This is a genomic window from Microbulbifer sp. ABF4_107 (genome assembly GCF_056312215.1).
Genome location: NZ_CM149983.1, coordinates 45,195 through 71,925, shown reverse-complemented (window position 1 = coordinate 71,925; position 26,731 = coordinate 45,195). Strand labels below are relative to the sequence as shown.

Below are 26,731 nucleotides of genomic sequence, written 5' to 3'. Positions count from 1 at the left end.
CTCGGCGGCCGCCGAATCCGTCGCCCCACTTTGAAAAAATCCCCAAACTGGGCAGTGTCACTTTGCCAGAATGGACAAACCGGGATGGCCCCGCGGCGGGATAGGGGCCGCGCACGCTCCTCCCCCGGGGGGAATTCTCATATACTCCCCCCCTATAAAACCCATAAAAACATAACAACAACTACAAGAACTCTCCGGCGATGTCTCAATGAAACAATACATCTTCAATATCCACGACGTGGTCCTATTGATGACGGCAGCAGAGTGCCTGCTGCTGGCGGTGTTCCAGTCCATTCTGCCCACACGCGCCCGTCACGATGGCCGACTGCTGACGGCGTTCCTGCTGGTGATTGCGATCGCATCCGGCTGCACCCTGCTGCTGTGGAACGACCAGTTTACGGTTGCCCCCTGGTTTGAGCAGAGCGCGCTGCCCTATCTGCTGTTTGCAACTCTGCTTCTGAAAGGCCCGGCGATCTATCTCTATGTCTGCTCGCTGACCCGCCCGAAGCTGAACTTCACCCCGAGAATGACGATCCACCTGGCACCAGCCCTGCTCGCATTACTGTGTATTGCGATTTTCGGAATCACCAGCAGTGACCTGCGCAATGCGCACAATCTGGATCAGGCCCTGCCCGCCACGTTTATCGAGCTGATCTGGGACCTGGCCTCACTGGTACCCTTCGTCTACGCGGTGGCCGCGCTACTCCAGCTGCGCCGCTATCGCCATGCACTGAAAGACGAGTACTCGCACTACTCCGAAGTGGAACTGAATTGGCTATCGGCACTGGTATGGGGAGTCTGCATCGCCTGGGCCTGGACCATGGTGGTGCACGTGGTGGCGAAGTTCTCCAGCGAAATAGTTGCGGACTATATGGGCATCGCCGACAACTACCTGTCGTTTATCCTCATCAACGCATTCTTTGCCTACAGCCTGACCTACGCGCACCAGCTGCTGGTCACCCAGCCCAAGGAAGAGACGCCTGCAGTAACGGCAGAAGAGGAACCCTCAGAGCCCGCCATCGAGAAGGTTCGAAACGCCATGGAGAGCGATAAGATTTTCCTCAAGAAAAATCTGAACCTGGAACAGTTTTCCGAGCGAATCGATCTGCCCGCCAAAGAGGTCTCAGCGGTGATCAACAAGCACTTCGGCACCAATTTTTTCGAATACGTGAACAGCTACCGGGTGGAAGCCGCCAAGGCATTGCTGTCCGATCCGGAAAAAGCCGATATGACGGTGCTGGACGTACTGCTGGAGTCTGGCTTTAACAGCAAGTCGGCATTCCACCGCTTTTTCAGCCGATTGGTAGGTATGTCTCCCACCGAGTTTCGGAAGCAGGCGCTTGCCGCCCGCACCCCCTCCCGACCGTCTGCTAGTGGTCCATGCGGAAAGTTCGGTAACTAAGGAGCACAGCCAAAGTCTTCAGATCAAGGCGAGAAAGCGCCGGAATAGTGGTTCTATTTCAAGCTTTCTCAACGCAGAGCTGGGCACTTTGGCGAAGCGAACAGTTACACAACTTTCCGCATGGACCACTAGCTGAGTACCGGGCGTGCCTCCCCAGTCCGGTCGCCGGGGTTGGAAAAGTGGCGACCGGGGTAAGTGGCAGGGTGCGATTACCCGCAGTGGATATCCGCACTAGTCTGGGATGCGATACGTACATTGTGCACGGTCATATCCAGCGCGCCTGCGGTGCGCACATAAAATGGCGAAAGCACCATATCCATTTTCGCTCCGCCGTTGGCGAGGCATTGAAGATCAACGCTGATGGTGCGCCATTCACCCGGTGCCGCACTGTTCAGGACATCGGTAATCGACTGTTCCGCACCGCAGTCCTGACCACAGAATACGCCGAGATTGACCGCACTGCTGGGTGCGCCGTCGACTTTCACATCAAACACCAGCGCACCCTGATTCTCCAGATAGCCCGTGAGATCGGTACGGCTGTTGGCAAAGAACCCGGCTACCGCATTGCCCTCACCGGTCCACTGCAGACGGCGACTGTCTTCCTGCACGTTGCGATCGACGGACTGCACGCTAATTCCCTGTAATTTCGACACACTGCTGGCGATCACCGTCTGATTATTGCCGGCATCGGTTACCTGCAGGCTCCAGGGATCCAGTGCGCGGCCATTGAATACCGCCAGAGCCTCATTGCCATGGGAAAGTTCCAGCCCGCTCTTCTCCGATAGCGCTGCAAGCTGCACGGATTGGCCGTAGTCGAGGCCGTAACCGTATTTAAATTGCGCCAGTGCTTCGTTTTCCCCGCGGTTGCGCACCGTAGGCAGCGCGCTATCGGGCCAGGAGAAGGTCAGCTGGCCTTTAAAATCGTGATTCACTTCGCCCTTGCCATCCCGAAGAATGACGTCGGCAACACCGGCACCTTCCGTGCCCGGTTGCCAGATCACAACAAATGCATCGGACGCATTGATCTCGGGGTTTACCCACAGTGGACGACCGGTAATAAACAGCGACACGACCGGAATACCCTGCGCCTTCAACCGCTGTATCAACGCCAGATCCGCGTCCCCGGGGTAATCCAGGTTCGACACGTCGCCCTGCATCTCCGCATAGGGGTCTTCACCGAAGACCACGATGGCGACGTCCGGCTTTTCCGTATAGTGACCATCGACGGCGAGCTCCGCGACACCACCGGCACTCGCTACTGCCTCGGCAATGCCTCCAAAAATAGAGGTAGCGCCGGGAAAATCGCTGTTCTCGTTGCCGGTCCCCTGCCAGGTGATACTCCAGCCACCAGCCTGTTTACCGATATTATCGGCTCCGTCACCGGCAACCAGAATCCGCTGGTTTCTCTGCAGGGGCAGCAGCCCGTCGTTGTTCTTCAGCAGTACCAGAGACTCGCGCACTGTCTGGCGGGCAATGGCCCGGTGCGCCGGCGCGCCGATCAGGAATTCATCCGCGGCGTAGGCCCGGGTGGATGGAGCACCGGCATCAAACAGGCCCGCTCGCAGCTTTACCCGCAGAATCCGCCGTACTGCATCGTTCAGGCGTTGAGCTGCGATTTCCCCACTCTTGGCCTGTGCCACGGTGTTGGCATACAGCGTTTTCCAGCTGGGGTCCGGCACCATAAACATGTCCAGACCGGCATTCACCGCCTGTGGACAACTTACATTGGAACACCCATTTACAAACTGGTGCCCGGCCCAGTCCCCCACCACGAAGCCATCGAAACCCAGGCGTTCTTTCAGCACATCGGTGAGCAGGTATTTATGCCCGTGCAGCTTTTCCCCATTCCAGCTGCTGAAGGATGCCATCACCGTCTGCACACCGGATTCGATGGCAGAAAAGTAGCCCTGGGCGTGGATTTCGATAAGCTCCGCCTCGGACATGATGGCATCGCCACGGTCGATGCCATTTTCAGTACCACCGTCGGCGATAAAGTGTTTGGCCGTACTCACTACCCGCTTGGGCGCAAACAGCTCATCGCTACCGGGCCTGCCCTGCAGGCCCTCCACCAGCCGCCCACTGTAGCTGCGCACGATCTGCGGGTCTTCCGAATAGGACTCGTAGCTACGCCCCCAGCGGTCATCCCGGGTGACCGCCAGTGTGGGCGCAAAAACCCAGTCTATTCCGGTAGCCGAGACTTCCGCTGCGGTAACCGCTCCAACCTGGCGCATCAACTCGGGGTTTTGCGTGGCGCCCAGACCGATGTTGTGAGGAAACAGCGTCGCACCAATGACATTGTTGTGGCCGTGTACTGCATCGGTGCCCCAGATAATCGGGATGGCGACACCGCCGTCACTGGTATCCATGGAGGCCGCATAAAAAGCATCTGCCAGTGCCACCCAATCGGCCACTCTCGCGTGTTTGTCGTTATTCGGGAAGGCGCCGCCGCCATTGAGAATGGAGCCCAGGTGGTAAGCTCGGGCCTCTTCCGGGGTTACATTTTTGATCTCCGCCTGGATCATCTGCCCGACTTTCTCCTCCACCGACATCCGGCTCAGAAGGTCGTCGATTCGCGCTTCGATAGCCGGGTCTTTGGCAATACCCGAAGTGAGTGACGGCCAGACGGCGGCCTGTGCATCCCCATATTTCCCCCCGGTTTTTGTCGCCCCTGACTCGGTCAATTTCTGCTCACCGCAGCCCGAGAGCACTGCCCCGGCCACCAGTGCGGAGATGACCCCCAGCAAAATTCGCTTTTTCATCACCGTGCTACTCCTATTCCCAGGTTCCCACTTGTTTTTGTTGTGCCATCTTTGACGTAAGCACCGGGCAGCCATACTCACAGGCAGGAGCACCCGGTTATTCCAGGCTTCTTTGTACGGAATCCAGGGAAAGGGATCGTCCCACTTCCCCAAACCATCACAAAATGGAGCTGACCACCTTTCCACTCTGTACGGTTCGGGAAAATGGGACGGTATGTGGGGGCATGAACCGCTAGCGGGTCCAGATAATATTATCGATCTGCAATATTGCCCCCATCTGATTGTCCCAGGTGGGCGATATGACAAACGGCGTATTGACGCTACCGGCGTTGAGACCACCTTCGACGAGTGCCATCACCGGGATCTGAAAATGTGTCCACTGGTCCGGCGCGGGCATATCCAGCAGGTAATCACCAGAGGAACACGGATGACCGCAATCCGCGCGGAATGTTAAACCCGCAGAACCGGCATTCGCCGGCTCGTTGAGAACCCGCAGGTCAAACTCCACATAGGTGTAATCGCTCAGGTCGTAAGCGCTGTCGGATTGAAAAAAGCCGATTCCCTGATTGGTGTTATAGGTGATCTGCGCCACCTCACCATACTCACCACCAATGTTCTCGATGGTGTAGCCAATATCCCCATGGGCGGTCCAGGTATACCAGGCGTATGGGGCCTTGGCCTCACCGTCAAAAATCACCAGCTCGTCGTCGCTACTGTCCGGTGCCTGCGGCGGCTCCAGCCCCGGGTTGTGGACAAAATCACCGTCGCTGCTGGCACAGCCTTTACCGGTATCAAAATTTTCCGTGCACTGATATACCCGCACATAGTCGATGACAAAGTCCTGTGGAAAAGCTTCTTCATCGATACCGGTGTCATTCACGTTCGCGGGCCAGTCGCCCCCCACAGCCAGGTTCAGTATCAGGTGAAAGGACTGGTCGAAAGGCGCCAGCGGATTTTCCAGATCCGCGGTGGTGTACCAGCCGTCGCTGGTCTGGGTCGCATAGTGGTCTCCGTCCACATACCAGCGTATCTCCCCCTCTTCCCACTCCACGGCGTAGGAGTGAAAGCCATCGGCAGGGTTGAGGTCACCGGGAATCTGGTAGGCCTCACCGGTGTGTTTGTTGCCGGGCCAGGTACCGCCGTAGTGCAGCGTGCCGTACACCCGATCTTCACCGCCGACTTTCAGGTTGACCGCCTCCAGAATGTCGATTTCGCCAGACAGGGGCCAACCACCATAGGCCCAGTCTGTGGGCAGCATCCAGAACGCGGGCCAGCTCCCCTGCCCGAATGGTAATTTCGCGCGCATTTCAAAACGACCGTATTTCCAGTCGCCGATGTTCTTGGTACGCAACCGGGCGGAGGTAAAAGTGCCACTGCCGGAGGTATCGTTGGCGTCGTAATTCGGATCATCGTCGACCACGGAAGGTCCTGTGGCATCTTCGCGAATGGCCCGAATATGCAGCATGTCGTCCGCTACCCAGGAGTTGTCCGGGGAATCCGTATAACACTGGGCTTCGTTATTGCCACCACCGGTGCAATTTTTTTCGTGAACCCATTTTTCAGCATCGATCGCACTACCGGAAAACTCATCGGACCACACCAGACAGTAACCGGAGTTTTCCGGGTCCTCCAAGCATTGTTCGGGGCGGGTATCGACCACCGGCGGATCAATAATAGTCTCACCCGGATCTTCGCTATTGGAACTGCCACCGCCACATCCGACTGCGGCCACGGCAACTGCCAGTGTGGTACTGCGGAACAGGAATCTCGACATCGCTGTCTCCTTTTACTGTGTTTATTCTTATCACTGTTTATTTTTTCACTCAGGTCCCCACAGGGAACGGAACCTTTTTAGCGCAGGAAATGAATATCCGTCGCCCCACATTCCGTTGGTACACAACCTGGGCCCTGTGACTTCCTGCCCCGCCAATAAAAAAGGCGCGGAAAAGTTTCCGCGCCTTTCTATCAGTGCTTGCCAATTATTTTTTAAAAAATCAGAGTGAATTCAGGAAGCTCAACAAATCCTGTTGTTGTGCATCACTCAGGCTCTGGTACGCATTGTTGGCCGCCTGACCTTCCCCACCGTGCCAGAGAATCGCCTCTTCAATACTGCGCGCCCGCCCGTCATGGAGATAGCCATGCTGTGGTGTGCAGATTTCATTACCCTGACCACCGACCGGGTTTTCCACTCCACCGGTAACACAGGCGGACAGACCCAACCCCCAAAGCGCGGGAGTTCGCCATTCCGCACCAGAGGCTTCACCTTCGCCAAGGTTATCCGCAAGTCCCGGCCCCATGTCGTGCACGAGCAGGTCGGTGTAGGGGTGAATGGTCTGATTGCGCAGTTCCGCAAACGGATGCTGTGCACTGGTTTGCTGCGTGGGAGTATGGCAACCGGCACAGCCGATACTGGCGAACAGTTGTTTGCCGTTGACCACTGACGGGTTGTCATAATTCCGCTGGGGACGCACGCCGAGCAAAGCGACGTATTTGGTCAGATCCTGCAGATGATTGTCGGCAAGCTCCGCACCAGTCGCACCGCAATCGTTCTGACTGCTGCCACAGTCCGGTTGCGGGAACACCGATGTCATCACGCCCATATCCGTGTTGAGCGCACGGGCCAGCTGGTGGCGAATGCTGGCAATTCCGGCCTTCCAGCCAAAACGGCCCAATCGTGTTTCGCCGGTTTCAGGGTCGACTACGCGGTTGACCCGTCCGGAAATACCGTCACCGTTCGCGTCCGCAGGATCGGCACTGGCGATCACACTGGATTCGTCGATGGCTTCCAGCAATCCCATACCGACAATGCCCGGTGCGATCCGTGCCGAGAAACGCTCCGGCACTACGCCGGTAAACGCATAATTCGGCGAGCGCAGTCCATTCTGCTCACTCCAGCTGGCAATCGAGACCTGCCCCTCACTGGCGGCGCCATTGCGGGCCTTGGGCTGAAGCGCAGAGCCGAGATATGGATCCGGGTCACCACTGGCAGAGGCAACCTTGAATGTCCATTTATCCAGGGGTTCACCGATTGCGGCCGGTACCGCGCGGCCATTGCGTTCATGACAGCTGGCACAACTATCGTTGATGTAATGGGGGCCCGCGAGATTGACCATTGGGGCAAACGGCGGGTTTTCCAGTGGTTTTTCATCGTGCACGCCATCAATGGCAGAGCTATGCAGCACCCGGCGTCCGCGCATAAACGGTTGCGCATTTTCATAGCCGAGGTTGGTCGCCATCTGCATATAGTGATTGTCGGTCTCTCCGGAAGTCAGCGCATGTATGGTGGTATCGCCACCGAGCCACGCACTTTGCGGAATCTTGAACGAATCTTTTGTCCCACCAAATGGTGTAGCACCACCAACGTCCCAGGGCACCAGGCCTTCACCGACAATATACAGAAAGGTGGTCCCGTAATAATTGGCGCGGCCATTCGGCACACTGGGATCGAGGAATTGACTGATTTCAAACTCCAGCAGATCTCCCACCTGGATGTTGCGGTTTTCGCGGCAGTTATAGGTGCGCTCCTTGTAATAGTTATACTGATCGACAACCACCATAGTGCCGTTATCGCAATATTCCGCCACGGTACCCACACCGCGATAGAACCAGCGGTTTTCCGCCTCGGTATCACTCAGCTTGAACTCGGTGCGCACATTCATCCGCACTGAACTACCGCCCTTGGCGACTTCATCGATGATTTCGATCGCCGCGGTGCGATCCTCCCAGTAAAAACTCAGGTAATGGTCATACGCCTGGAACTGGTCTTCTTTGGCATGGCGATCCCGGGCGCGGTCGGAGAAACGGGTAACCAGCGCATTGGCGGTTTCAAACGTAATGGCGGGCTCCAGTGCGGTGCCGCTGTTGTAAAGCGGGACAATATTGCCCAGATCTGCACCCGATGATGAACCGCTGGACGAGCCGCCGGAGGAACTGCTTGAGGAGCTACTTGAACCACTGCCACCCGAACCGCCACCAGAGGATGACGACGAGGACGATGAAGAGGAAGATGAAGAGGAAGATGATGAAGAGGAACCGCCCTGGCCACTAAACACATACTGACTGGCCGGAATATTCTCACCCACCCCGTTGGTAATTTTCGTGTAGGACACGGTAATTACATCGCCGGCGTTCAGATTGGGGATATTGTGTGTCCACAAGCCACCCGAGTGGGACATTCGCACATTCATCTGCGCGCCGCCATTAATCGAATAGTGCACATCCACAATATCGCCGCCGGTGAGCCGCGCCTGTGCCGTGTTGCCGTCCAGCTCCACCACACATCCGTTATCGCAATTTGCGGCCTGCCCGAACACCGCAAGCTCCCAGATGGAGTACCCCCACTGGTTTCCGGCACTGCGGCTGATACCCTGAATGCGCACATGCCGGTAGATTCCATCAACATTGACCGTGTCCGTGCGGTGTCCGAAGACACCACCGGTCTGAACACTCAGTGTGCTCCAGTCAACACCATTATTGGACCCCCAGATCTCGTAAGTATCCGGATTGGCCGCTTCCCAGAAAATTTCTACCTGGTCCAGGTCGTAGGCCTGCCCGAGATCAACGGCAATCCAGGATGGGTCTGTCTGCGCGGCCGACGCCCAGCGAGTGCCGTTGTTGCCATCGATCGCGTTGCTTGCGGGGAGGTCCGCGGTACTGGCAGAAATACTGGAGCCTGTCGCCAGATTGGTTTGCTGTGCCGCGGCGGGAAGCGGTAACACGAGTGACAGGGCAATCGCGCTGCTTGTGATCATGGAACGTGCGGGCACCGACAGGGTGCTCCGCCATGTGGGGAGTAGACGCATGGTCAAACCTCGCTTCATCGTTATTCTTGATTATTGGAGTGCGAGCGCTGTAGCTCTCAATTCAGTACATCGCGAGGTTGAAGCTAGTTTCTTTACTAAGTTCCCGTCGTCCCACTTTATGGATTTTGAAAATATGACCCACCTGAGAAACCATTTCGGCGCAGACTTGCGCCGAATCCATCACATTTTCTCAGGCGCCATGGACTTACAGTAATGACCAATGAATTCCATATGCTGCGGCCAACTCTCAACGGTGCCGCGAACCTGGCTGCGAATACCCGCAAGGAATTTATCCAGTTCAGCTGCGCTCATCATATCCGCAATCGGGTGATAACTTTGCGGCATAATTCCCTGCCCGAGCATAACCTGCAGCCAGGATGTCTCTCCAAACAACTCTTCTCCGTATTTATATACACGGCCACTTTCCCTGAACATGGCCATACGGTGCGCGAGTGAATCCGGAATATCCATTCCCCGGCAATAACGCCAGAATTCGCTGTCTTCGCGGTCGGTAAGCTTGTAGTGGAGGATAATAAAATCCCTCACATTCTCCGTTTCGTCCAGCACCAATTTATTGAATTCGTCGACATCCACCTGCTTGATTCCATCCGCCGGAAACATGGTCATCAGACGAATGATGCTGCGCTGAATCAGGTGAATACTCGTAGACTCCAGCGGCTCGATAAACCCGCTGGACAACCCGATCGCCACACAGTTTTTATTCCAGTGCTTTCGGCGGGTTCCAGTGCGGAACGGAATAACCCTGGGCTCAGTCAGCGCATCACCCTCGACATTGTCCAGTAATTGCCGCCGAGCCTCATCGTCCGATTGATAATGGCTGCAGAAGACCAGTCCATTCCCGGTACGTGTCTGCAGTGGAATTCGCCACTGCCAACCGGACTCACGGGCGATGGATCGTGTATAAGGCACCGGGCTGTGACTTTTGGTGGTTTGCACGGCGACCGCGCGATCACAGGGAAGCCAGTGACCCCAGTCGTGGTAACCGGTGTGAAGCGCCTTGTCGATCAGCAGGCCGCGGAAACCCGTGCAATCGATAAACAGATCACCTTCGAGTCGCTCGCCGCTCTCCAGATTCAGTGCCAGTATATCGCCAGTTGCGTGATCCAGCTGCACGTTGCGAATCTTTCCCTCAATCCGTCTGGCCCCAAATTTTTCCGCAAGCGTTCTCAGATACTTTGCGTACAGGCTTGCATCAAAATGATAGGCATGTGTGCGCTTCCTTTGTCCACCGGTAGCGAATCGGCCCTGGCGGGCAGCGTAGTGCTCGACACAGTAATCGCCGATGTCATGCTGGATTCCCTGCTGTAATCCCTTCACCCAGAAGTGGCTGAAATTGCACGCCCAGCAATCCTGCCCGGCATCACCAAATGAGTGGATATAGTCCTGCCCGACATCCTTCCAGTTCTCAAACGATATCCCCAGCTTGAAGGTAGCGTTGGTGAAGGCCATTACCTCGCGCTCATCGATACCGAGCAGCTGGTGAAACAGGTGCAGGGAAGGAATGGTGGCCTCACCTACCCCTACGGTGCCAATTTCTTCCGATTCCACCAGGGTTATATTGAGGTTTTTTCCCAAAAGTTTCGCCAGGGCGGCCGCAGTCATCCAGCCTGCCGTACCGCCACCAGCGATGACCACATTGCGAACCCGTTGCTTGCTTTTCATTACATCTCTCACGTTTTCTTTATTGTTTTCTTTTTTTTAGCGCTTCAGGTCATTTTGCAGTTTTGCCCGCAATTGCATCGCAGCTTCCAGCGAGAGGGGCTGCTCCAGAACACCGCGGCGCCCCGCCGGAATATGCTCGGAAGCACCGTCTTCCGCGTCAAAAATATAGTAGTCAAACAATGCCTTCCACGCCTTGCGCTGATGCGCGGGTAAATTGCGCAACCCGAGCACGGCATGTAACAGTGCATTGGTGGGCCTTCCCATATGGGCTTCGGAATCCCGCCACCAGTGGGTATAGAGTACATTGAGGCTGCCCAGGCTTTCCACGTGATGCCACCACATACCCGGAATATACAATGCATCGCCCGCGTCCAATTCTGCCACCAGCGCATGGTCGAGTGCGGTACGAAATCGCGGGAACCGTTCGAAGTCAGGCTGGTAAAAATCCACCAGGCTCACTTCCTGGCCACCGGGCGCGAATTCCAGCGGGCCGGGGTATAAATTACTGATTTGTTCCGGAGGTAACAGGGTGAAGCGACGTTTCCCGGCGATATTGCACGCGAGGTTATTCGGAAAGTCGTAGTGTGCGGCCACCCGCACCTTATTGCCCAGCCACAGGGAACCTACCGGTGAAACCGACCGCACACCGGCATCGTTGACCTCAGCGAACGTCGGAAACCAGTGCCCCACTTCACTGGAGGGCATATAGCGCATGGGTGTATCGGGCTGGCCCGAATCGGCAAGAATTTCGTCGAGCAAGATACCCAGATCCGTTTGCCGGACCTGGAAATTGAAGCCACTCATGTCCTCGTTGTAGAACACCCGGCCACCGGTCTCCGGTTTTCCGTAGCAGCCATTGACCGGATGGCCGCTATAGTGACCCAGTAAATACTCTGCAACAGCGCGATCCGATTCTTTCGCCGCGACAACCGAAGGAAAGTGAGCGCAGTAACCGCGCAAAACAAGTGGGCGCGTCACTCCGGCGAGATATTCCAGGATATTGCCCGAGTGCACACCCCAGACTTCACTCGCCGCAGTGACACCCGCATCCTCAATAAATGGAGCTTCCAAGGTTCACCCCTCAGTGCGCCGTGAGACGTCGGTTCTTTTCGTCAATCAGACGTCGCATCTGGGACTGGGAAGCCATGACCATGTAGATGGCCTCGAGGAACCCGGCACCATGCAGCTCCTGCAGGTCTTCCGCATCCAGCGCCTTCAAGCGCTCTTCATTGAGGGTATAGAAGCCCTTAAGCTGATTGGTCTCACCATTATTCAAGGTCACCTCCAGCGTAAATGGTTCCAGTAATCCATGTACCTGCAGGGTGCGCACGAACTTTTCGCCCTGCTCTATCCCCTGATGTACCGCCTCCAGCATGTCTGCAACGCGATCCAGGTAGGGGGTATTACCACCGTATTCAAGAAACAACGCTTCTCCACGGACGCGATTGACCCGGGGGTTATCCAGGTCGATATGAATTACGCGCCGGCTTTTCTGCACGCCATCCTCAACGTGGTGCTGGCGGCCAATCATGAAGGGCTCGCGACGAATGGCCAGTGGAATGTATGACGCATCCCATCCGCACTCATTCAGGAACAAATTCTCCCCGGGCTGTAGCCCCAGTAGCGCCAGAGGAAAAAAATTACCACTGCGCGCATCTTTCTGGAAAAAGATCGGGTACTGCCCCTGCAGTGCGCGAAACTCCAGGGGAAACGTCAGTGCGAACCATTGATCATCGCCAAACGCCGCGGAGCGCTCGGTCATCACCCGCAATTCGCGGTGATCCACATTGTTCAGCAATACTGCATTCGTCATCGTACTTCTCTCACCGTTATTGTTTTTATCTGATGTAAAACTCTCTAGCCAAAAAAGCCGCTGTTCCTCTGGGAACAGCGGCTTTCCTTTGCTTTAGCAAACCATCCTGTGAAGGCGCTTAGAAGGCGTAGCGTGCGCCGAGCTGCCAGCGTTCACCACCTTGATACAGTCCCATCAACTGGTACTTGTCGCGGCCGTGCACACGTACATACTCGTCGGTTACGTTGATGCCTTCGAGGAATACCTGCATACCTTCGATTTGCGGAATCTCATAACTGATGTTCAGGTCGATCTGACTGTACGCCTCAACATACTGCGGATGCTCACCAGTATCCTGACCGCGGGCACTCAGGAACTCATCTCGCCAGTTATAGGCGATACGCGCCTGGAAACCGTTCTTCTCGTAAAAACCCACCAGGTTGGCGGAATCACTGAGGCCGATCATGGATTCCTGGTCCATGATCAGGAACGGATCGTAGGTCAGGTCGGAATCCACAATGGTGTAGTTCGCCTGCATACCGAAACCGGATTGACCGAAGAAGTGCTGAACCGCCAGCTCCATACCGTCGATGGTGTTGTCGAGTTCACCATTCACCGGCTGACTGATGCGGAACACCATGTCGTTATCGGTTTCAGGATTACCGGTGATCTGCACGGTGTCGATCTCACCCTCGTCGGTGTACGTCACATTGACGTAGGGGCTATCGGCGTAGTTCTGCGCGATGTATTCATGAATGGAAACATCGGCACCCGCTGCAATTGCGGCCCGGGCCTCATCCACCAGCGCGCCATCGGACGGGTTGGGGATATTGAAAATGGTGCTTTCGGTGATACCGCCACTAATGAAGTTGGACACTTCCTTGCGGAACAACCCGACGGACGCGTAACTGGTGTCGCCGTAGTAGTACTCAAGGGAAAGGTCGTAATTCAGTGACTCGAACGGCTTCAGGCCCGGGTTACCGGAGGAGCCTCCGCCAATACCACTGTTCGCCTGACCACCAACGGTGGTGCCACCCTTGATGTCGTTGTAGCCCGGGCGAGTGATCGCCTCACTGATCGCCGCGCGCGCGACCACTTCATCGGTCAGGTCGATACTGAACGCAAGGCTCGGCAGTACGTAGCTGTATTCGCCGGTCTGGGTCAGGTAGTCCCGTGCACCGTCACTGCTGGTCAGCACAACTTCGGTACCACCAGACCAGGTCGCGGTGTCATAGGTAGGCACGATGGAGGTGGATACCACTTCGGTTTCTTCAAAACGCAGCCCGGCATTCACGCGATAGGGCATGCCACGCAGTTCGGAGCGGAAGTTGTACTGAGCGTAGGCGGCGTTGGTAGTCTCCACCGTGGTGCGGTCGGTTTGCGAACCCCAGTCGGTAGAGGCACAGAATGCCGTACCACAATCCCCCAGCGCAGTGGCCTGGGACAGATCCGTGGGATCATTGCCGAACTGCTGCTCGGCGATCGCGCGCACGGCATTGAAGTCCCAGGCAAAATACATATCGAGGGCGGTCTGGTTGCCATCGATCTCGGAGAAGTCACCCCAGGACATGTCGAATTCGTCCGACAGATCCTTCGCAGTGAACAACTCGTCCGGAAGATCGGCGGGGCTGCCGGCACCACCCCAGCTGTTGCGCTGTACAAAGGTTTCCTGAGACGTATTGCTGACTTCCTGGCGGGAAATACCAAAATCGATATCGCTCGACGCATTCAGCTCGAAATTACCGCCGAAGCGGAACTGGTCGATTTCTGAGTGATCGCGGTTGTTCTGGAATACAGAACCGGTGACCAGGATATCCGATGCATTCAGGCCATTTTCGGTAATGACATGCAACGCCGGCAGGTCCTGAGTGAAATCGATGGTAGAACCCTGGCGCACCAGCGCCGCCAGACTCAGGGTACCGCCGGTGCCCCAGGGGCTGTCCGGGCGGCGCTCGGCTTCAGAGTGCTGGGCATCAAGTTCCAGGCTCAGGCGGTCGCTGGCCTGCCACTCGAGATTCACGCCGAACATGTCACCTTCAAACACCTCGGCGGTACTGCCGCCGCCCATGGCCACGTCACCACCAGTGCCGAATTCGGAGTAGATGATCGGGGAAGAGATGGGACCGTCGGTCCAGATACCTTCCTGGCTTCCCCCCCACTCACCCCAGGTGTGGTACACGGAAATATCGTTGAACTGTTTGGCGATCTTGTTCTGGTAGTAGTTGTAGTCAACAGTCGCGGTCACGTCTTCGTTCGGCGCCCATTGCAGTACCAGCTGCCCGTTGGTGCGCTTGCGCTGCTGCTCTTCAAATTTGTACACCAGGCTGCGCGGGGCGGAGTAGATGTCACCCTCACCCGGGCGGTTTACCTGGCCTTCCAGCGGCAGGAATCCACCCCAGTCGTTGCTGTTGGTCTGGCCCTCGGCACTCATCCAGCCGGGGGTGGTGGACTGGGAGCTGCCACTTTCGCGCTCGGAGATATTGCCGGAGATGGCCACACCGAATTTGCCATCGGCAAAGGTATCGGAGTAGAAGCCGCTGAATTCGGGCGTCATATCCGCATCATCGGAGGACTCATCAATCACACCTTTGGCCGCAAAGCGGATGGTGCGCTCGGGAGTTTCCAGCGGACGCGCGGTCAGCAGGTTGATGGTCGCACCCATGCCGCCGGACGGCAGCGTGGCATCGCTGGTCTTGGCCACTTCCACACCGGTCACCATGTCGGAGGCGATGTTCTGGAAATCAAACGAGCGGCCACCGGTGGTGCGCGCCAGCTGGCGACCATTCAGGGTCACCAGGTTGAAGTCCGGACCCAGGCCGCGCACAGTGACCCGGCTGCCTTCGCCGTTGACACGGTCAATGGAAACACCGGAGATCCGCTGCATGGATTCCGCCAGGTTAGTGTCGGGGAACTTGCCGATATCTTCCGCGGAGATGGCATCCACAACACCCTGGGCGTCGCGCTTGGCATCCATGGATTTATCGAGACTGCCGCGAATACCCAGCACCACCACTTCTTCCAGTGCTGCATCTGCTTCGGTTTGAGCCAGGGCGCCGCCGCTTACACCCGCGAGGGTGGCGATGGCCACCGCAATAGAATTCTTCTTGAATCCGGTCATTCTGTTCATGGAGTTGTCTCCCCCATCGTCACGTCATTTTATTTATTGGTTTTCGCCAGGGTGGGTACCACTTGAGACCGCAACAGGATAACCCGATCTGGCGCGAGCCTATACTCCCGCTGCGCGCCAAATTGCGTCGTCCCACCTTGGGAAATTGGTGAAAAATGGACTATCCCACCTTGATTCCCGCAAAGCGGGAACGGGAAAGCACTTATTTTTCAATGACTTACGTGAATGACGCGCTTTTGCACCAGCGTGACCCATTTACAGCACCAGCGCGGGGCGAGAAGTGGGGAGCAACTACTGCCTACTGATCAACCCTTGACGGCACCGGCCGACAACCCGGATATCAGGAAGCGCTGCAAGGCGAGAAACAGGAGCATAACGGGCAGAGAGACGAGAATGGAGCCGGCAGCAAAGTACCCCCACTCGGAGGCGTAGTCGCTGACAAAAAAACGCAGGCCTACCGGAACGGTGTAGAGGGATTCATCATCCATAAAGATCGAGGCGAGAATAAACTCGTTCCATGCGGTCATGAATGCGAACAAGCCGGTAACGGCAATGGCGGGGCGTGCCAGGGGCAGGATGATTCGGATAAAAATGGTCCAGTGGCTGGCACCGTCGAGCAGTGCGGACTCTTCTATCTCAAACGGCAGCGTGTCGAAATACCCTTTCAGCATCCACACACAAAATGGCAGAGCGGTAATGGAGTACACCAGGATCAGCCCCAGCCAGGAGTTCCCCAGCCCCAACCACTGCACCACAATCACGTAGAGCGGTATCAACATCAGCACCGCGGGAAACATCTGGGAAATAAGGAACAACATCATGCCGCGCTGCCGACCGGCGAAGCGAAAGCGGGAAAATGCATAGGCCGCGGTGCAGCTCAGGGAAAGGCCGACAATGGTGGTGGCCATGGCAACCACCAGGCTGTTGCCGAGCCAGCGAAGAAACGGCTGCTCGGTCAGTACCGCGCGGAAGTTGGCCAGAGTCCACTGTTCCGGTAGCGGAATCAGGGCCATTAACTGCTCGGTAATACTGGCGTCTTCCGACAGTCGCACCAGGGTCAGGGACTGCTGTCCGGAGAAGGCGAGGCTGACCACCCACAACAGTGGATAGATCACGATCAGCGAGGCGAAAATCAGCAGCGCGAAACGGGCGCTGCAAATATCGCGCAGCAGCCGCTTGCCGCGCAGGCTGACCCTTCCGGGCATAGGTCCGGCTTCTCTTGCGGTAGTCACCGCGCGCCCTCCATAGTTCGGCTCACGCGCACCTGCCACATGGCATAGCAGAACAGCAATGCCAGAATCACCATGGAATAGGCCGCGGCGTAGGCGTACTGGTATTTTTCAAAGCCAATACGGAACGCCTTGGTGATCAGAATATCGTTGGCACCCGCCGGTGCGCCGTCGCTGACCAGATAAATGACGTTGAACATATTGAAGGTCCACACCACCGACAGGATCACCGCCGGGATCAGCACCGGTTTCAGCAGCGGCAGGGTAATCGCGCGGAACTGGAACCAGCGTCCGGCGCCTTCCACCCGGGCCACCTCATACAGTTCCCGCGGAATGGACTGCAGGCCGCCTAAAATGACCACCATCATAAACGGGATACTCAACCAGACATTGGTCACCAGCCCGGTAAAAAAGCTCGCGCCGATGGAATCGAACCACGCCACCGGCGCCAGCCCGAGCACCTGCAGGCCCTGATTGATCACACCGAATTGCGGGTGAAACATCCCTTTCCACACCAGCGCAGTAATGTAGTTGGGAATGGCCCAGGGCAGGATAAGGATCAGGCGGAACCAACTGCGCCCGAAGATAGGCCTGTCCAGGGCAAGCGCCAGAATCAGCGCCAGCCCCACCGCAAGCACCACATTGCTGGCGGTCCACAAGACAGTGATCAGCAGCGTCCAGTAAAAATTATCGAAGTCCAGACTGCGCTCGCTGCCCTGCCCCCGCCACAAGTGAAAATCACCGAGAATCGCTGCGTAGTTGTCCAGCCCGACAAACCGCGACCACAGGGGGGCGTGCTCATTGAATACCGTGGTATCGGAAAACGACAACAGAAGGCCGTACAGCAGCGGGAAAAAGACCAGTACCAACATGCCGACCATGGCCGGCAAGATATAAAGGTAAGCGGTTCGGTTGGCCTGCCAGCTCGCCATCAGGCGCTTACGATAACGGTGCCAGCCCCAGACCGCGAGCACCATCAGTGCAACTGGAATCGCCCACAGCCAGATTGGCATCTGCGCCGGGGTTTCACCCCGTCGACGGGAGCGCTCCAGACCCGCGAGGTCCGCGCTCAGTTGCCGCTGAAGTTGATGCATCTCCGCTTCCGGCTGCGCCACACCCTTGACGACTTTTTTCAACGCATTTTCCAGGGGAACCCACAGCAGGGTCATGGCCGGCAGATTGGGAATCGGCACCGTGTGCTCCAGCTGGCGACGAAACGCCATGGCCACATGGTTGGTTGCGATACTCGGGTGTTCAAACGCACTGATATTCGCCGGTAGCTGTCCCCCCTCGATGGCCATGATCTCCGCGGAGGCGCGGCTGGTGAGAAACTCCATCAGTGCCACGGCCTGTTCCGGGTGCTGTGACCAGGGCGACAGGAACAGCCCCTCAACCGCCACCCAGGGTGACAGGGGTTTACCGCTCTCGCTGTTGAGCGGTAGCGGTGCCACCCGGTAATTCACCTGCGGTGAGATTTCCCCCAGCATCCAGGGGCCACTGATCACCATGGCCGCTCTCCCCTGATTGAACAGGTCCGTCACCAGCGTGCTGCTGGGGTCCTCCGGCAGAATCCGGTCGTGGCGCGCCCAGCGCGCGAGCATCTGCAACGAGGCAATATTGGCCGGACTATCCAGATCCAGGTTGCCACCGCGATCAAACGGGCCGCGCCCGAAGCTGTTCATCAGGGCGCCGTGAAAAAAGGGTTCGGTGTAGCTGTAGGCGAGGCCAAAGCGACCAGCGCTGCGGTCGGTGTGGCGCAGCGCCTCTACCACCATGGCGTCGGTTGCGGGCGGCGGCGACGGCACCAGGTCGACATTCATGATCAGCGCGGGGCTTTTGAACGCGAACGGCAACCCATAGAGGTCGCCCGCGAAGGTCATCGCATCCACCAGGTTGGGTGGAAAGCGCCGCAGTAAACGCTCACTCACATAGCGATCGATGGGCGCAATGGTGTGCCCGGAGCTGGCCCACCCGCCGAGACGATCGTGGGCAAAAACAAACAGGTCGGGCCCCTGCCCCCGGGGCAACGCCGCGGATAACTTGTCGGCAAAGCCACCAAAGGGAACCGCCAGCGCCTTGACCTGTACCGCGCTCTGGCTGCGGTTGTAGTCGCGAATGCGCTGCTCAAAGGCAGTGCGCTCGGCACCGCGGTAGCTGTGCCAGAGTGTCAGGCTATCCGCTGCTCTGGCGGTGGCCGAGAGGAGAATGAAAAGGCAAAGTGCTAGCGGCAGGAGCCTGCTTGCAGGGCCCGTCAGAGTGCTTAGCGAGCAACGCTCGCTGCTCTGCCGGGCGACCGGCCATGGATGGCCGGGCCGGACACTGCTCCAGGGATGGCTGCTTGCGACGGGTTCGCTTGCAAGCAGGCTCCTACAAGTCGGGGCGCTGATCACACACGGACTCCGGCGCGGGCTGTGCCACTGCGAATGCGCTGTTGCGTCTGTGCATCGAACAGGTACACCGCCGCGGGATCAAACGCGAGCTCCAGCATGTCGCCGAGAGTAAACACCCGCAAACCCGGCAGCCGTGCTATGACCTGGTCGCCGCCCTTGCGCAGGTGCACCAGCATCTCCGCCCCCAGGCTTTCCACCAGTTCGATCTCACCGGACAGCCGTGGCCAGTGGGCCGGCGCGCCGGCGGCGTAGCACAGCTTTTCCGGGCGCAGACCGAGCAGTAACGCGCTGCCCACTCCCTGCAGGTGCGGGCGCGGCAGTGTGAGCAGGTCGCAACACAGCTGGGCACCGTCGTTGGCAACCGCAACCAGATTCATCGGCGGCGAGCCCATAAACCCCGCCACAAAGGTGTTGTCCGGGTCGTTATACAGCTCCAGCGGCGTGCCCACCTGCATCAGCTCCCCTTTATCGAGAATCGCGATACGGGTGCCGAGGGTCATCGCCTCCACCTGATCGTGGGTAACGTACACAGAGGTGGTACCCAGCTGGCGGTGCAGCCGGTGAATGACACCGCGCATCTGTACCCGCAGCTCGGCGTCAAGATTGGACAGCGGTTCATCGAACAGGAATACCTGGGGATCGCGCACCATGGCGCGGCCCAGGGCCACCCGCTGATTCTGCCCCCCGGACAACTGGCCGGGCTTGCGCGCGAGCAGATCCGACAGCCCCAGGGTCTCGGCGGCATCCCGCACCCGGCGATCGATACCCAGCTTGGGGAAGTTCCGCACCCGCAGGCCAAATGCCATGTTTTCATACACGGACATATGCGGGTAAAGGGCGTAATTCTGGAACACCATGGCGATGTCCCGGTCCTTGGGCGGCAGGTCGTTGACCCGGTGACCACCAATATACAGGTCGCCACCGCTAATGGATTCGAGCCCGGCAATCATCCGCAGGGTAGTGGATTTGCCACAGCCGGACGGGCCCACCAGCACCATAAATTCGCCATCGCGGATCTCCAGATCCAGGCCGGGCACGGTTGCGGGACCATCGTCATAGCGCTTGCTGACGCCGCTGAACTCTATATTGGCCAATGGGACGGGTCTCTCTTATCGTCGATATACAGCTTTTATTATTGTCTTTCTATCGCTGGCAGGATTCTCTACCAGATACCGGATTGTGCCCCAGAAAAAACGCCGCCGCCTCCCCCTGCAGCACCCTAATTGGCCTAACCGATTGAGCGAGTCTGCGACTTTGCTCCATAGCCCCAATTCAACGCATCCAGCGTCAGCTTCCTCTTCTTCGAGCATTGCAGCGCCAAAAGTAGCCTTCTGGAGCCAGTTCGGGATGCGAATTGAAACTTCTGTACTAAATTGATTTGGCGCAGATGTACCGCGTAGTAGTCGATAAGTATCTATAAGGACTCAGAGATATGCGCCAAGCCCCACTTGCGGCTTTTCTTGTGACATTTGGCGTCACACTCGGAACATTAACCGCCTGTTCGGTAAAACCGACCGCCATGGACGACGCCACCATCGATCAACGCGCCAGTGGCGACTGGCAAACCGCCTTCGGCAGTCAGCAGCCGGTCACCGGCCCCATCGATCTCAATGAAGCCATTGCGCGGGCGATTGCCTACAACATGGACAATCGCCTCAAGCTGATGGAAGCCGTGGTCGCCAACCGCAACCTGAGCCTGTCGCGCTGGGACATGCTGCCGGAAATTGCCGCCAGTGCCGGTTACAACCACCGCAACAAACAGCACTTCGCCAGCAGTGAAGATGTAAACGGCAACCAGTCGCTGGTGCAGTCCACCTCTCTGGATAAGACCTACAGCACAGCCGGACTTGAACTGTCGTGGAACGTGCTGGACTTCGGCATCAACTACCTCTCCGCCAAGCAGGCCGCCGATGGGGTGATGATTGCAATCGAGCGCCAGCGCAAGCTGATGCACAACGTGATCATGGACGTGGAATACGCCTTCTGGATGGCCGCTGCCGCCCAGCGTGCCCAGGCACAATTGCCCGGGCTGATCGAACAGACCCGGCGCGCGCTGGAAAAATCCCGCGAGAGCGCCGAGCGCGGGTTGCGCCAGACCGAGGCCAGCCTTTCCTACCGACGCGACCTGCTGGACCTGATGCAGCAGCTGCTGGCGCTGGAAGGGGATATGCACAACGCCAAGATGGAGCTCGCCTCGCTGATGGGGCTCCCCCCGGGCACTGAATTCTCGGTGCGGGCAGCACCCAGCGATGCCCTGCGCAGTCCGTTCTCGGAGATGAATGTACTGGAACTGGAACAGTACAGCCTGCGCAACCGCCCGGAACTGCTGGAAGAGGACTATCGCGAGCGCATCGCCGCCACAGAGATCCGCAAGGCCTGCCTGCAACTTTTGCCGGGGCTGGAGCTGCGCACCGGATACTTCCACGATGACAACAGCTACCTGTTGTACAACGACTGGGCCGAAAGCAGCCTGCGTTTGACCTGGGATTTACTCGGCACCGTGGTCGCCGGGCGCGACCTGGTCGGATACGCCCGCGACAATGAGCGCCTCGGCGATGTGCGCCGCGCGGCACTGACCGTCGCCGTGCTCACCCAGGTTGACCTCGCCTACAGCCATGTGAAACGCGCGCAACTGAACCACGGTTACGCGGTGGAGCTGGCGGATATCGACCGCCAGATGGCAAGCCAATCCCAGGCCCGCTGGCAATCGAGCCAGGGCACCGAACTGGAAAGTATCCACGCCTCTACCCAGGCACTGCTTTCCAGCGTGCAGAAAGATGTGAGCTACGCAGACTGGCGCAGCGCCAATGGACGACTCAGCAACGCGGTGGGTTTCCAGCCCGAGTTTTACATTGACTACCGTCAGCCCCTGGAAGTGATCCAGCAACAGGTCGCGGATATGCGCACCCAGAGTGCCAGCATGGAGCTGCTGCCGATCGGTGGCTACAACCCGGAGGGCGTGGAGAAGCGCGAGGCTGAAATCCGTGAAGACGGACAGGCCGCTGCGCACTGGTGAGCGCTGCGTTCACTGCTTCCGCAACACGCACCGTGGTCGATGTTATAGGGGAATCCGAGATGCATGCCCAAGCCACCTTCTCCGCCGTGATGCTAACCGTCTGCGCGGCTCTGATGTCGTTGCACTGCAGCGCGCAATCCACTGGCCACCAGCAGACTCCATCTGAGGAGGTCACCGCGCCCGCAAAACTCAACGCGCTCAGCCGGGTGCAACTGTCCAGTGAACTGGCCGCACGCATTGTTGATGTGCGCGTGCGGGCCGGTGACCGTTTCAATGAAAATGACCTGCTTGCTCGCTACGACTGCACCGAACTGAAAGCCGAACTTGAAGGCGCCGAGTCACAACAGGCGCTTGCCCGCCGCCAATTGGATGCCAATATTTCCCTGCGCCAGCTGGGGGGGAATATCAGCGAACTGGAGATGGTCCAGAGCGAAGCACAGCTTGCGGAGACAACCGCCAACACCAAGGTGCTGGCCCATCGCAACAGCTTGTGCGAGGTGCGCGCCCCCTTCGACGGCTACGTGATCAGCCGCGGTGTTGAACCACATCAGCGCACCGAAGTCGGCGCACCGCTATTTGAGCTAGTCGATAACCGTGGGCTCGAAGTCGAAGCCATCATCCCCTCCGGATGGCTCGCCCGTATTTCCATCGGCGACAGATTTCAGGTCACCATCAATGAAACCGGCCGAACCTATTCGGCCAGCCTGCAGCGCATCGTGCCGGTCGTCGACCCGGTAACACGAACCGTTCGGGTAATCGGTAATATCATCGAAAAAGACCCGAGTGGAGCGGTGTTTCTGATTTCCGGTATGAGCGGAGAGGCAAACTTCCAGCTGCAAAAAGAGGACACTGACCTGCTGGCGAACGGATCCGGTCAGCCCCTCGGCCGCGGGGCCAACTGACATGGAAGCGAGACTGCTGGAAAAGCTCAACGGGTTTCTCGCCCTGCAAAAGAAGCTGCGCGATGCCAGCGATGTGCAGCAGGTTGCCCGCACCACCTGTACCGACAGCCAACAACTGCTAGATTTCGATACCTGCTTATTTTTCAGTGGCACTCAGCTTGCGCTGATCGCGGCGTCCAATGTAAGCAGCGTAGACAGCACCAGTAGTGAAGCGCAGCATTGGCGGCGCCTCGTAAAAGCGCAGACTGCACAGGTGCAGAAAGAGTCACCGCTGCAGTTGGAGATTTCCGCACCGGGTACCCCTGGTGAAAAGGGTACAGCCGAAACCAGAAGCCAGTTTCTCTGCCTGGTAAAGGTGGGAAAAGGAAATGCTGAACCACTCGGGTACCTGGCGATCCTGAGAGCGCGACAACTTTCTCAGCAAGAATCGGAAATCCTGCGGGAAATCGGCGCCGTTCTCTGTCACGCACTTCTCGCACTGCGCGGCAAGCGGCAGGGTTCGCTGAGACGTATCATGGCGCGCCGGCCGCTGGCCATCGCCGCAGCGATCGTTTGCATCTGCCTGATACCTGTACGACAGAGCGTACTGGCACCGGCAACACTTGCCGCCATCGAACCCCGCATCGTATCCGCGTTGACCGATGGGGTAATACGGGAAATCAATATTCCGCCCAACGCAGCAGTGCGAAGCGGCGATCTGCTTTTCTCTCTGGAAGATGCAGAAGTCAGTGCCGAAATCGACCGGGTACAGCAGGAAATTTCTCTGTACCGGGAACGCCTGCGCATGACCCGACAGTACAACTTTCAGCAAACATCCGCCGGTCACAAACTGGCAGAAGCGGAAACAGATCTGGCGATTCGCACTCTCGACCTGAAATTCCAACAGTCGCAATTGGACAAAACCCGTGTAAAAGCGCCGGCCAACGGCATTGCTATTTACACCGACCCCGCTGAGTGGATTGGTCGCAGGATTCGCGCCGGTGAAAAGGTCATGGAAATCGTGCAGCCCGACGCGCGCCAGATTCAAATTGACCTCCCCACCAGCGATGCGATTCGACTGCCGGAGAGCGCCCGCACAGTATTTTACGCTGAGTCAGCGCCATTCGCCCCGATTGAGGGAGAATTGCACTATCACAGTCTTCTGACCACGGTGGGAGAAAACCTGCCCGCAAGCTATCGGCTACTGGCCGATATTCAACAGGATCAGCCCCAGATTCATATCAACACGCGCGGCCACGCCCGTGTCTACGGAGCACGGGTCCCATTAATTTACTATCTACTGCGCCGACCACTGGCATCTGCCCGCCGCTGGATTGGGGTCTGATTCCGCGTACAGGTGACCAAGCAGGTGCAGCCAGAGCAACAGGCCAGTTCAACGATGTCAGCGACCGGTCAGGATTCCAATGGGAATACCTGGGCACCCCTGCGCACCGACCTCCAGGTTCACCCGACTGCTGAATCAGCAGACGAGAAATGCTGGTTGCTCTACGATCCGGTTCGTGGTCAGTACCATGAGATTGGTGAGCTGGAGATGCTGGTACTGCAATTCTGGCCACTGGGTAATGCCGATGCGGTAGCCCAGGAAATAGCGCAACGATATGGCTGTGTCATTGAGCCCCGGCAGATTGATTCGGTGGCCCGATTTGTCCGTGACAACGAACTTGAACAGAGCAACAGCGACGCACTGACGGCCAAGCTCGCATCGATAAGTGACACTCAAAGAAGACTGATTGGCTTACAGAAGAAACTGTTCTGGCGCCACCCGCTATTCATCCCGGATCTGAGTTGCCGGCTTCTGCTCCCCATCGCCCGCGGCACTCTGCACAAAGGCTTTTACGCGGCCCTCATCTGCATGATGTTGATTTGTGGCGTTTCGGTCGGCCAGCACTGGCCGGAGTTTATCGCCTACTTCGATGCCAGCTGGAATCCCGTGGGCGCGGCCATATTTTTCTCCTGCTATTTATTGCTTAGCCTGGTGCACGAGTTAGGTCACGCGAGCGTCGCTCGGCTTTATGGGGTTCGCGCCAACAGCATTGGTATCGGGCTGATCGCGATGATGCCCATTATGTACAGCGAAATCACCGACGCGTGGCGTTTGCCGCGCAGGGCACGCCTGCATATCTCTGCGGCCGGCGTGACCTTCGAGTTACTGCTTGGCGTCGGCGCAGCGCTCGCCTGGTGCCTGCTGGATGATGGCCCACTGCGCGCGCTGGTGTTTTATGTATTCACCACGTCATTGATCACCACCTGCATGATCAATGCGAATCCATTGATGAAGTTTGATGGATACTATCTGTTGAGTGACTTCACCGCGGAAAAAAATCTTCAGCAAACCGCTGCGTCGAGTCTCCGCCAGTGGGTATGGTCGCGGCTGCTGCGCCAGTATCCAGCGCCCCGCGGGCGCCGGCAGGCGCTGCTGATCCTGTTCGGCGCTGCCGGCGTTCTATACCGGCTGGTTGTTTTCGCCTTTATCAGTTATGCCGCCTATCAGTTGCTGTTCAAGGCGGCTGGCGTGCTGGTATTCCTGCTATGCATCGCACTGTTGCTGGTAGTGCCCACCTATCGTGAGATTGCCGGCTTCGTTTCCTTTCTGAAGAGTCAACACGCCAGCGGACAAGCGTTATCGGGGAATGAGGAAACCATGCAAACACCGCAGCCACAGGGATCGGAATTTCGCGGACTGCCATCACTGTTTCGCGCATTTCTCGTGTTTCGCCCCGGCGCTTTGATAAGTGCAGTGCTGATGCTGGCACTACTATTGGCTCCACTGCCGTGGCCGGTCAAAATTCCCGCCGCCACCTATTTTGCTCAGGAGCAGAACGCGATGGCACCGGCAGGCGCCATATTGCATTCCCTCGCCGTGCGCCGCGGAGAGTCGGTTACCGCAGGCCAGGTTATTGCCGAATTTCACAACGACGAGCTGGACTATCGAATCGCGCGCACCCGAGCAGAGCTATCGCTACTTCAGCGCCGCCAGCACAGCGACGGTTTCGCGGACTCTATCGATGCACTGGATGGCGTATACCTGCATGACCTGCTGAGCAAGCAGCAGCGATTGCGCGCACTGGAAACAGAGCAGGCACAACTGCGGGTTACTGCAAATGTATCGGGATCGGTCGACTGGACATTGCCGGGACTCAGTACCGGCCAGTACATCGAGCTGAATCAATCTTTCCTCACAATTGCCAACCGGCAGAGTCTTTCCGGACGTGCCTATGCGCAGCCACAGCAGATCATGCGACTGCCATCGGCAGATGCCTTGCGCAATCGTCGGGGCCAGTTGTTTTTCGACGGTCAATGGCAACCGGTCGCTGTCACCATTCGGGGCCTGGAGGATATTGCATCCCGACGCATACAGGACCCTGCACTGGCTTCCATTCACGGTGGCCCGCTGCAAACACTGACCGAGGAACACCGCCGCTCCGCCGAAGCGCTGCACCTGTTGCTGTTTGAATTTACCGACGCGACATCGGAAGACGTGGCGCACACAGCGCAGGCACCCGCAAGCGCTCAGCGCACAGGCCGGCTGATTCTCCTGGGAGAACCCATCAGCCTGCTGCAACTGCTCAGCCAGCGCGTGGCCGGTGTATTGATTCGAGAGAGTGGCGTATAGCCCACTGAAACAGACT

Annotated in this window: 15 protein-coding genes; 5 read left to right on the top strand and 10 right to left on the bottom strand. The window is 57.9% G+C overall.

All coding sequences use genetic code 11. The features are described 5' to 3' along the window. The first annotated feature begins 208 nt into the window (after positions 1-208). Positions 209-1,402, top strand: coding sequence for a helix-turn-helix domain-containing protein (locus ACYX4K_RS00225; RefSeq protein ID WP_475090820.1), 1,194 nt, complete (start codon positions 209-211; stop codon positions 1,400-1,402). Positions 1,403-1,611: 209 nt separating this feature from the next. On the opposite strand, the gene ACYX4K_RS00220 is transcribed toward ACYX4K_RS00225, so the two are convergent. The 10 genes from ACYX4K_RS00220 to ACYX4K_RS00175 form a co-directional block, all read right to left on the bottom strand. Continuing rightward, positions 1,612-4,161, bottom strand: coding sequence for a glycoside hydrolase family 3 protein (locus ACYX4K_RS00220; RefSeq protein ID WP_475090821.1), 2,550 nt, complete (start codon positions 4,159-4,161; stop codon positions 1,612-1,614). A 232-nt stretch (positions 4,162-4,393) separates the two neighbouring features. Further along, entirely contained in the window at positions 4,394-5,935 is a 1,542-nt protein-coding gene (locus ACYX4K_RS00215; protein WP_475090822.1) for a family 16 glycosylhydrolase, read from the bottom strand. 220 nt (positions 5,936-6,155) lie between these two features. Further along, positions 6,156-8,963 carry a di-heme oxidoredictase family protein gene (locus ACYX4K_RS00210; protein WP_476178737.1) on the bottom strand — a complete coding sequence of 936 codons (2,808 nt, stop codon included), beginning with the start codon at positions 8,961-8,963 and terminating at the stop codon, positions 6,156-6,158. A 180-nt stretch (positions 8,964-9,143) separates the two neighbouring features. Beyond that, the gene (locus tag ACYX4K_RS00205; protein WP_475090824.1) at positions 9,144-10,646 is read right to left on the bottom strand and encodes a tryptophan halogenase family protein; all 1,503 of its coding nucleotides are present in this window, start codon (positions 10,644-10,646) and stop codon (positions 9,144-9,146) included. A gap of 36 nt (positions 10,647-10,682) precedes the next feature. After that, complete coding sequence (locus ACYX4K_RS00200; RefSeq protein WP_475090825.1) at positions 10,683-11,717, bottom strand: cupin-like domain-containing protein; 1,035 nt, start codon at positions 11,715-11,717, stop codon at positions 10,683-10,685. A gap of 10 nt (positions 11,718-11,727) precedes the next feature. Further along, positions 11,728-12,459 carry a SapC family protein gene (locus ACYX4K_RS00195; RefSeq protein WP_475090827.1) on the bottom strand — a complete coding sequence of 244 codons (732 nt, stop codon included), beginning with the start codon at positions 12,457-12,459 and terminating at the stop codon, positions 11,728-11,730. A 118-nt stretch (positions 12,460-12,577) separates the two neighbouring features. Then, positions 12,578-15,565 carry a TonB-dependent receptor gene (locus tag ACYX4K_RS00190; protein ID WP_476178736.1) on the bottom strand — a complete coding sequence of 996 codons (2,988 nt, stop codon included), beginning with the start codon at positions 15,563-15,565 and terminating at the stop codon, positions 12,578-12,580. Positions 15,566-15,870: 305 nt separating this feature from the next. Beyond that, positions 15,871-16,797 (bottom strand): sugar ABC transporter permease, encoded by a 927-nt coding sequence (locus ACYX4K_RS00185; protein ID WP_475090830.1) that lies wholly within the window; start codon positions 16,795-16,797, stop codon positions 15,871-15,873. Further along, entirely contained in the window at positions 16,794-19,184 is a 2,391-nt protein-coding gene (locus ACYX4K_RS00180) for an extracellular solute-binding protein (RefSeq protein ID WP_475090832.1), read from the bottom strand. Before ACYX4K_RS00180 ends, ACYX4K_RS00185 begins: the two co-directional genes overlap by 4 nt. Continuing rightward, the gene (locus ACYX4K_RS00175) at positions 19,181-20,278 is read right to left on the bottom strand and encodes an ABC transporter ATP-binding protein (protein WP_475090834.1); all 1,098 of its coding nucleotides are present in this window, start codon (positions 20,276-20,278) and stop codon (positions 19,181-19,183) included. The genes ACYX4K_RS00180 and ACYX4K_RS00175 overlap by 4 nt, the downstream gene beginning before the upstream one ends. A 338-nt stretch (positions 20,279-20,616) precedes the next feature. Here ACYX4K_RS00175 and ACYX4K_RS00170 point away from each other — a divergent pair, with 338 nt between their 5' ends. Genes ACYX4K_RS00170 through ACYX4K_RS00155 form a run of 4 tightly spaced genes read left to right on the top strand, consistent with a single transcriptional unit; the run spans position 20,617 to position 26,715 of the window. After that, entirely contained in the window at positions 20,617-22,200 is a 1,584-nt protein-coding gene (locus tag ACYX4K_RS00170; protein WP_475090836.1) for a TolC family protein, read from the top strand. A gap of 59 nt (positions 22,201-22,259) precedes the next feature. Beyond that, on the top strand, positions 22,260-23,102 hold the full coding sequence (locus ACYX4K_RS00165) for an efflux RND transporter periplasmic adaptor subunit (RefSeq protein WP_475090838.1): 843 nt from the start codon (positions 22,260-22,262) through the stop codon (positions 23,100-23,102). Between the two features lies 1 nt (position 23,103). Next, positions 23,104-24,426 carry an efflux RND transporter periplasmic adaptor subunit gene (locus tag ACYX4K_RS00160; RefSeq protein WP_475090840.1) on the top strand — a complete coding sequence of 441 codons (1,323 nt, stop codon included), beginning with the start codon at positions 23,104-23,106 and terminating at the stop codon, positions 24,424-24,426. A 54-nt stretch (positions 24,427-24,480) separates the two neighbouring features. Beyond that, a complete protein-coding gene (locus ACYX4K_RS00155; protein WP_475090842.1) occupies positions 24,481-26,715 on the top strand; it encodes a site-2 protease family protein in 2,235 nt (744 codons plus the stop codon). Positions 26,716-26,731 lie beyond the last annotated feature (16 nt).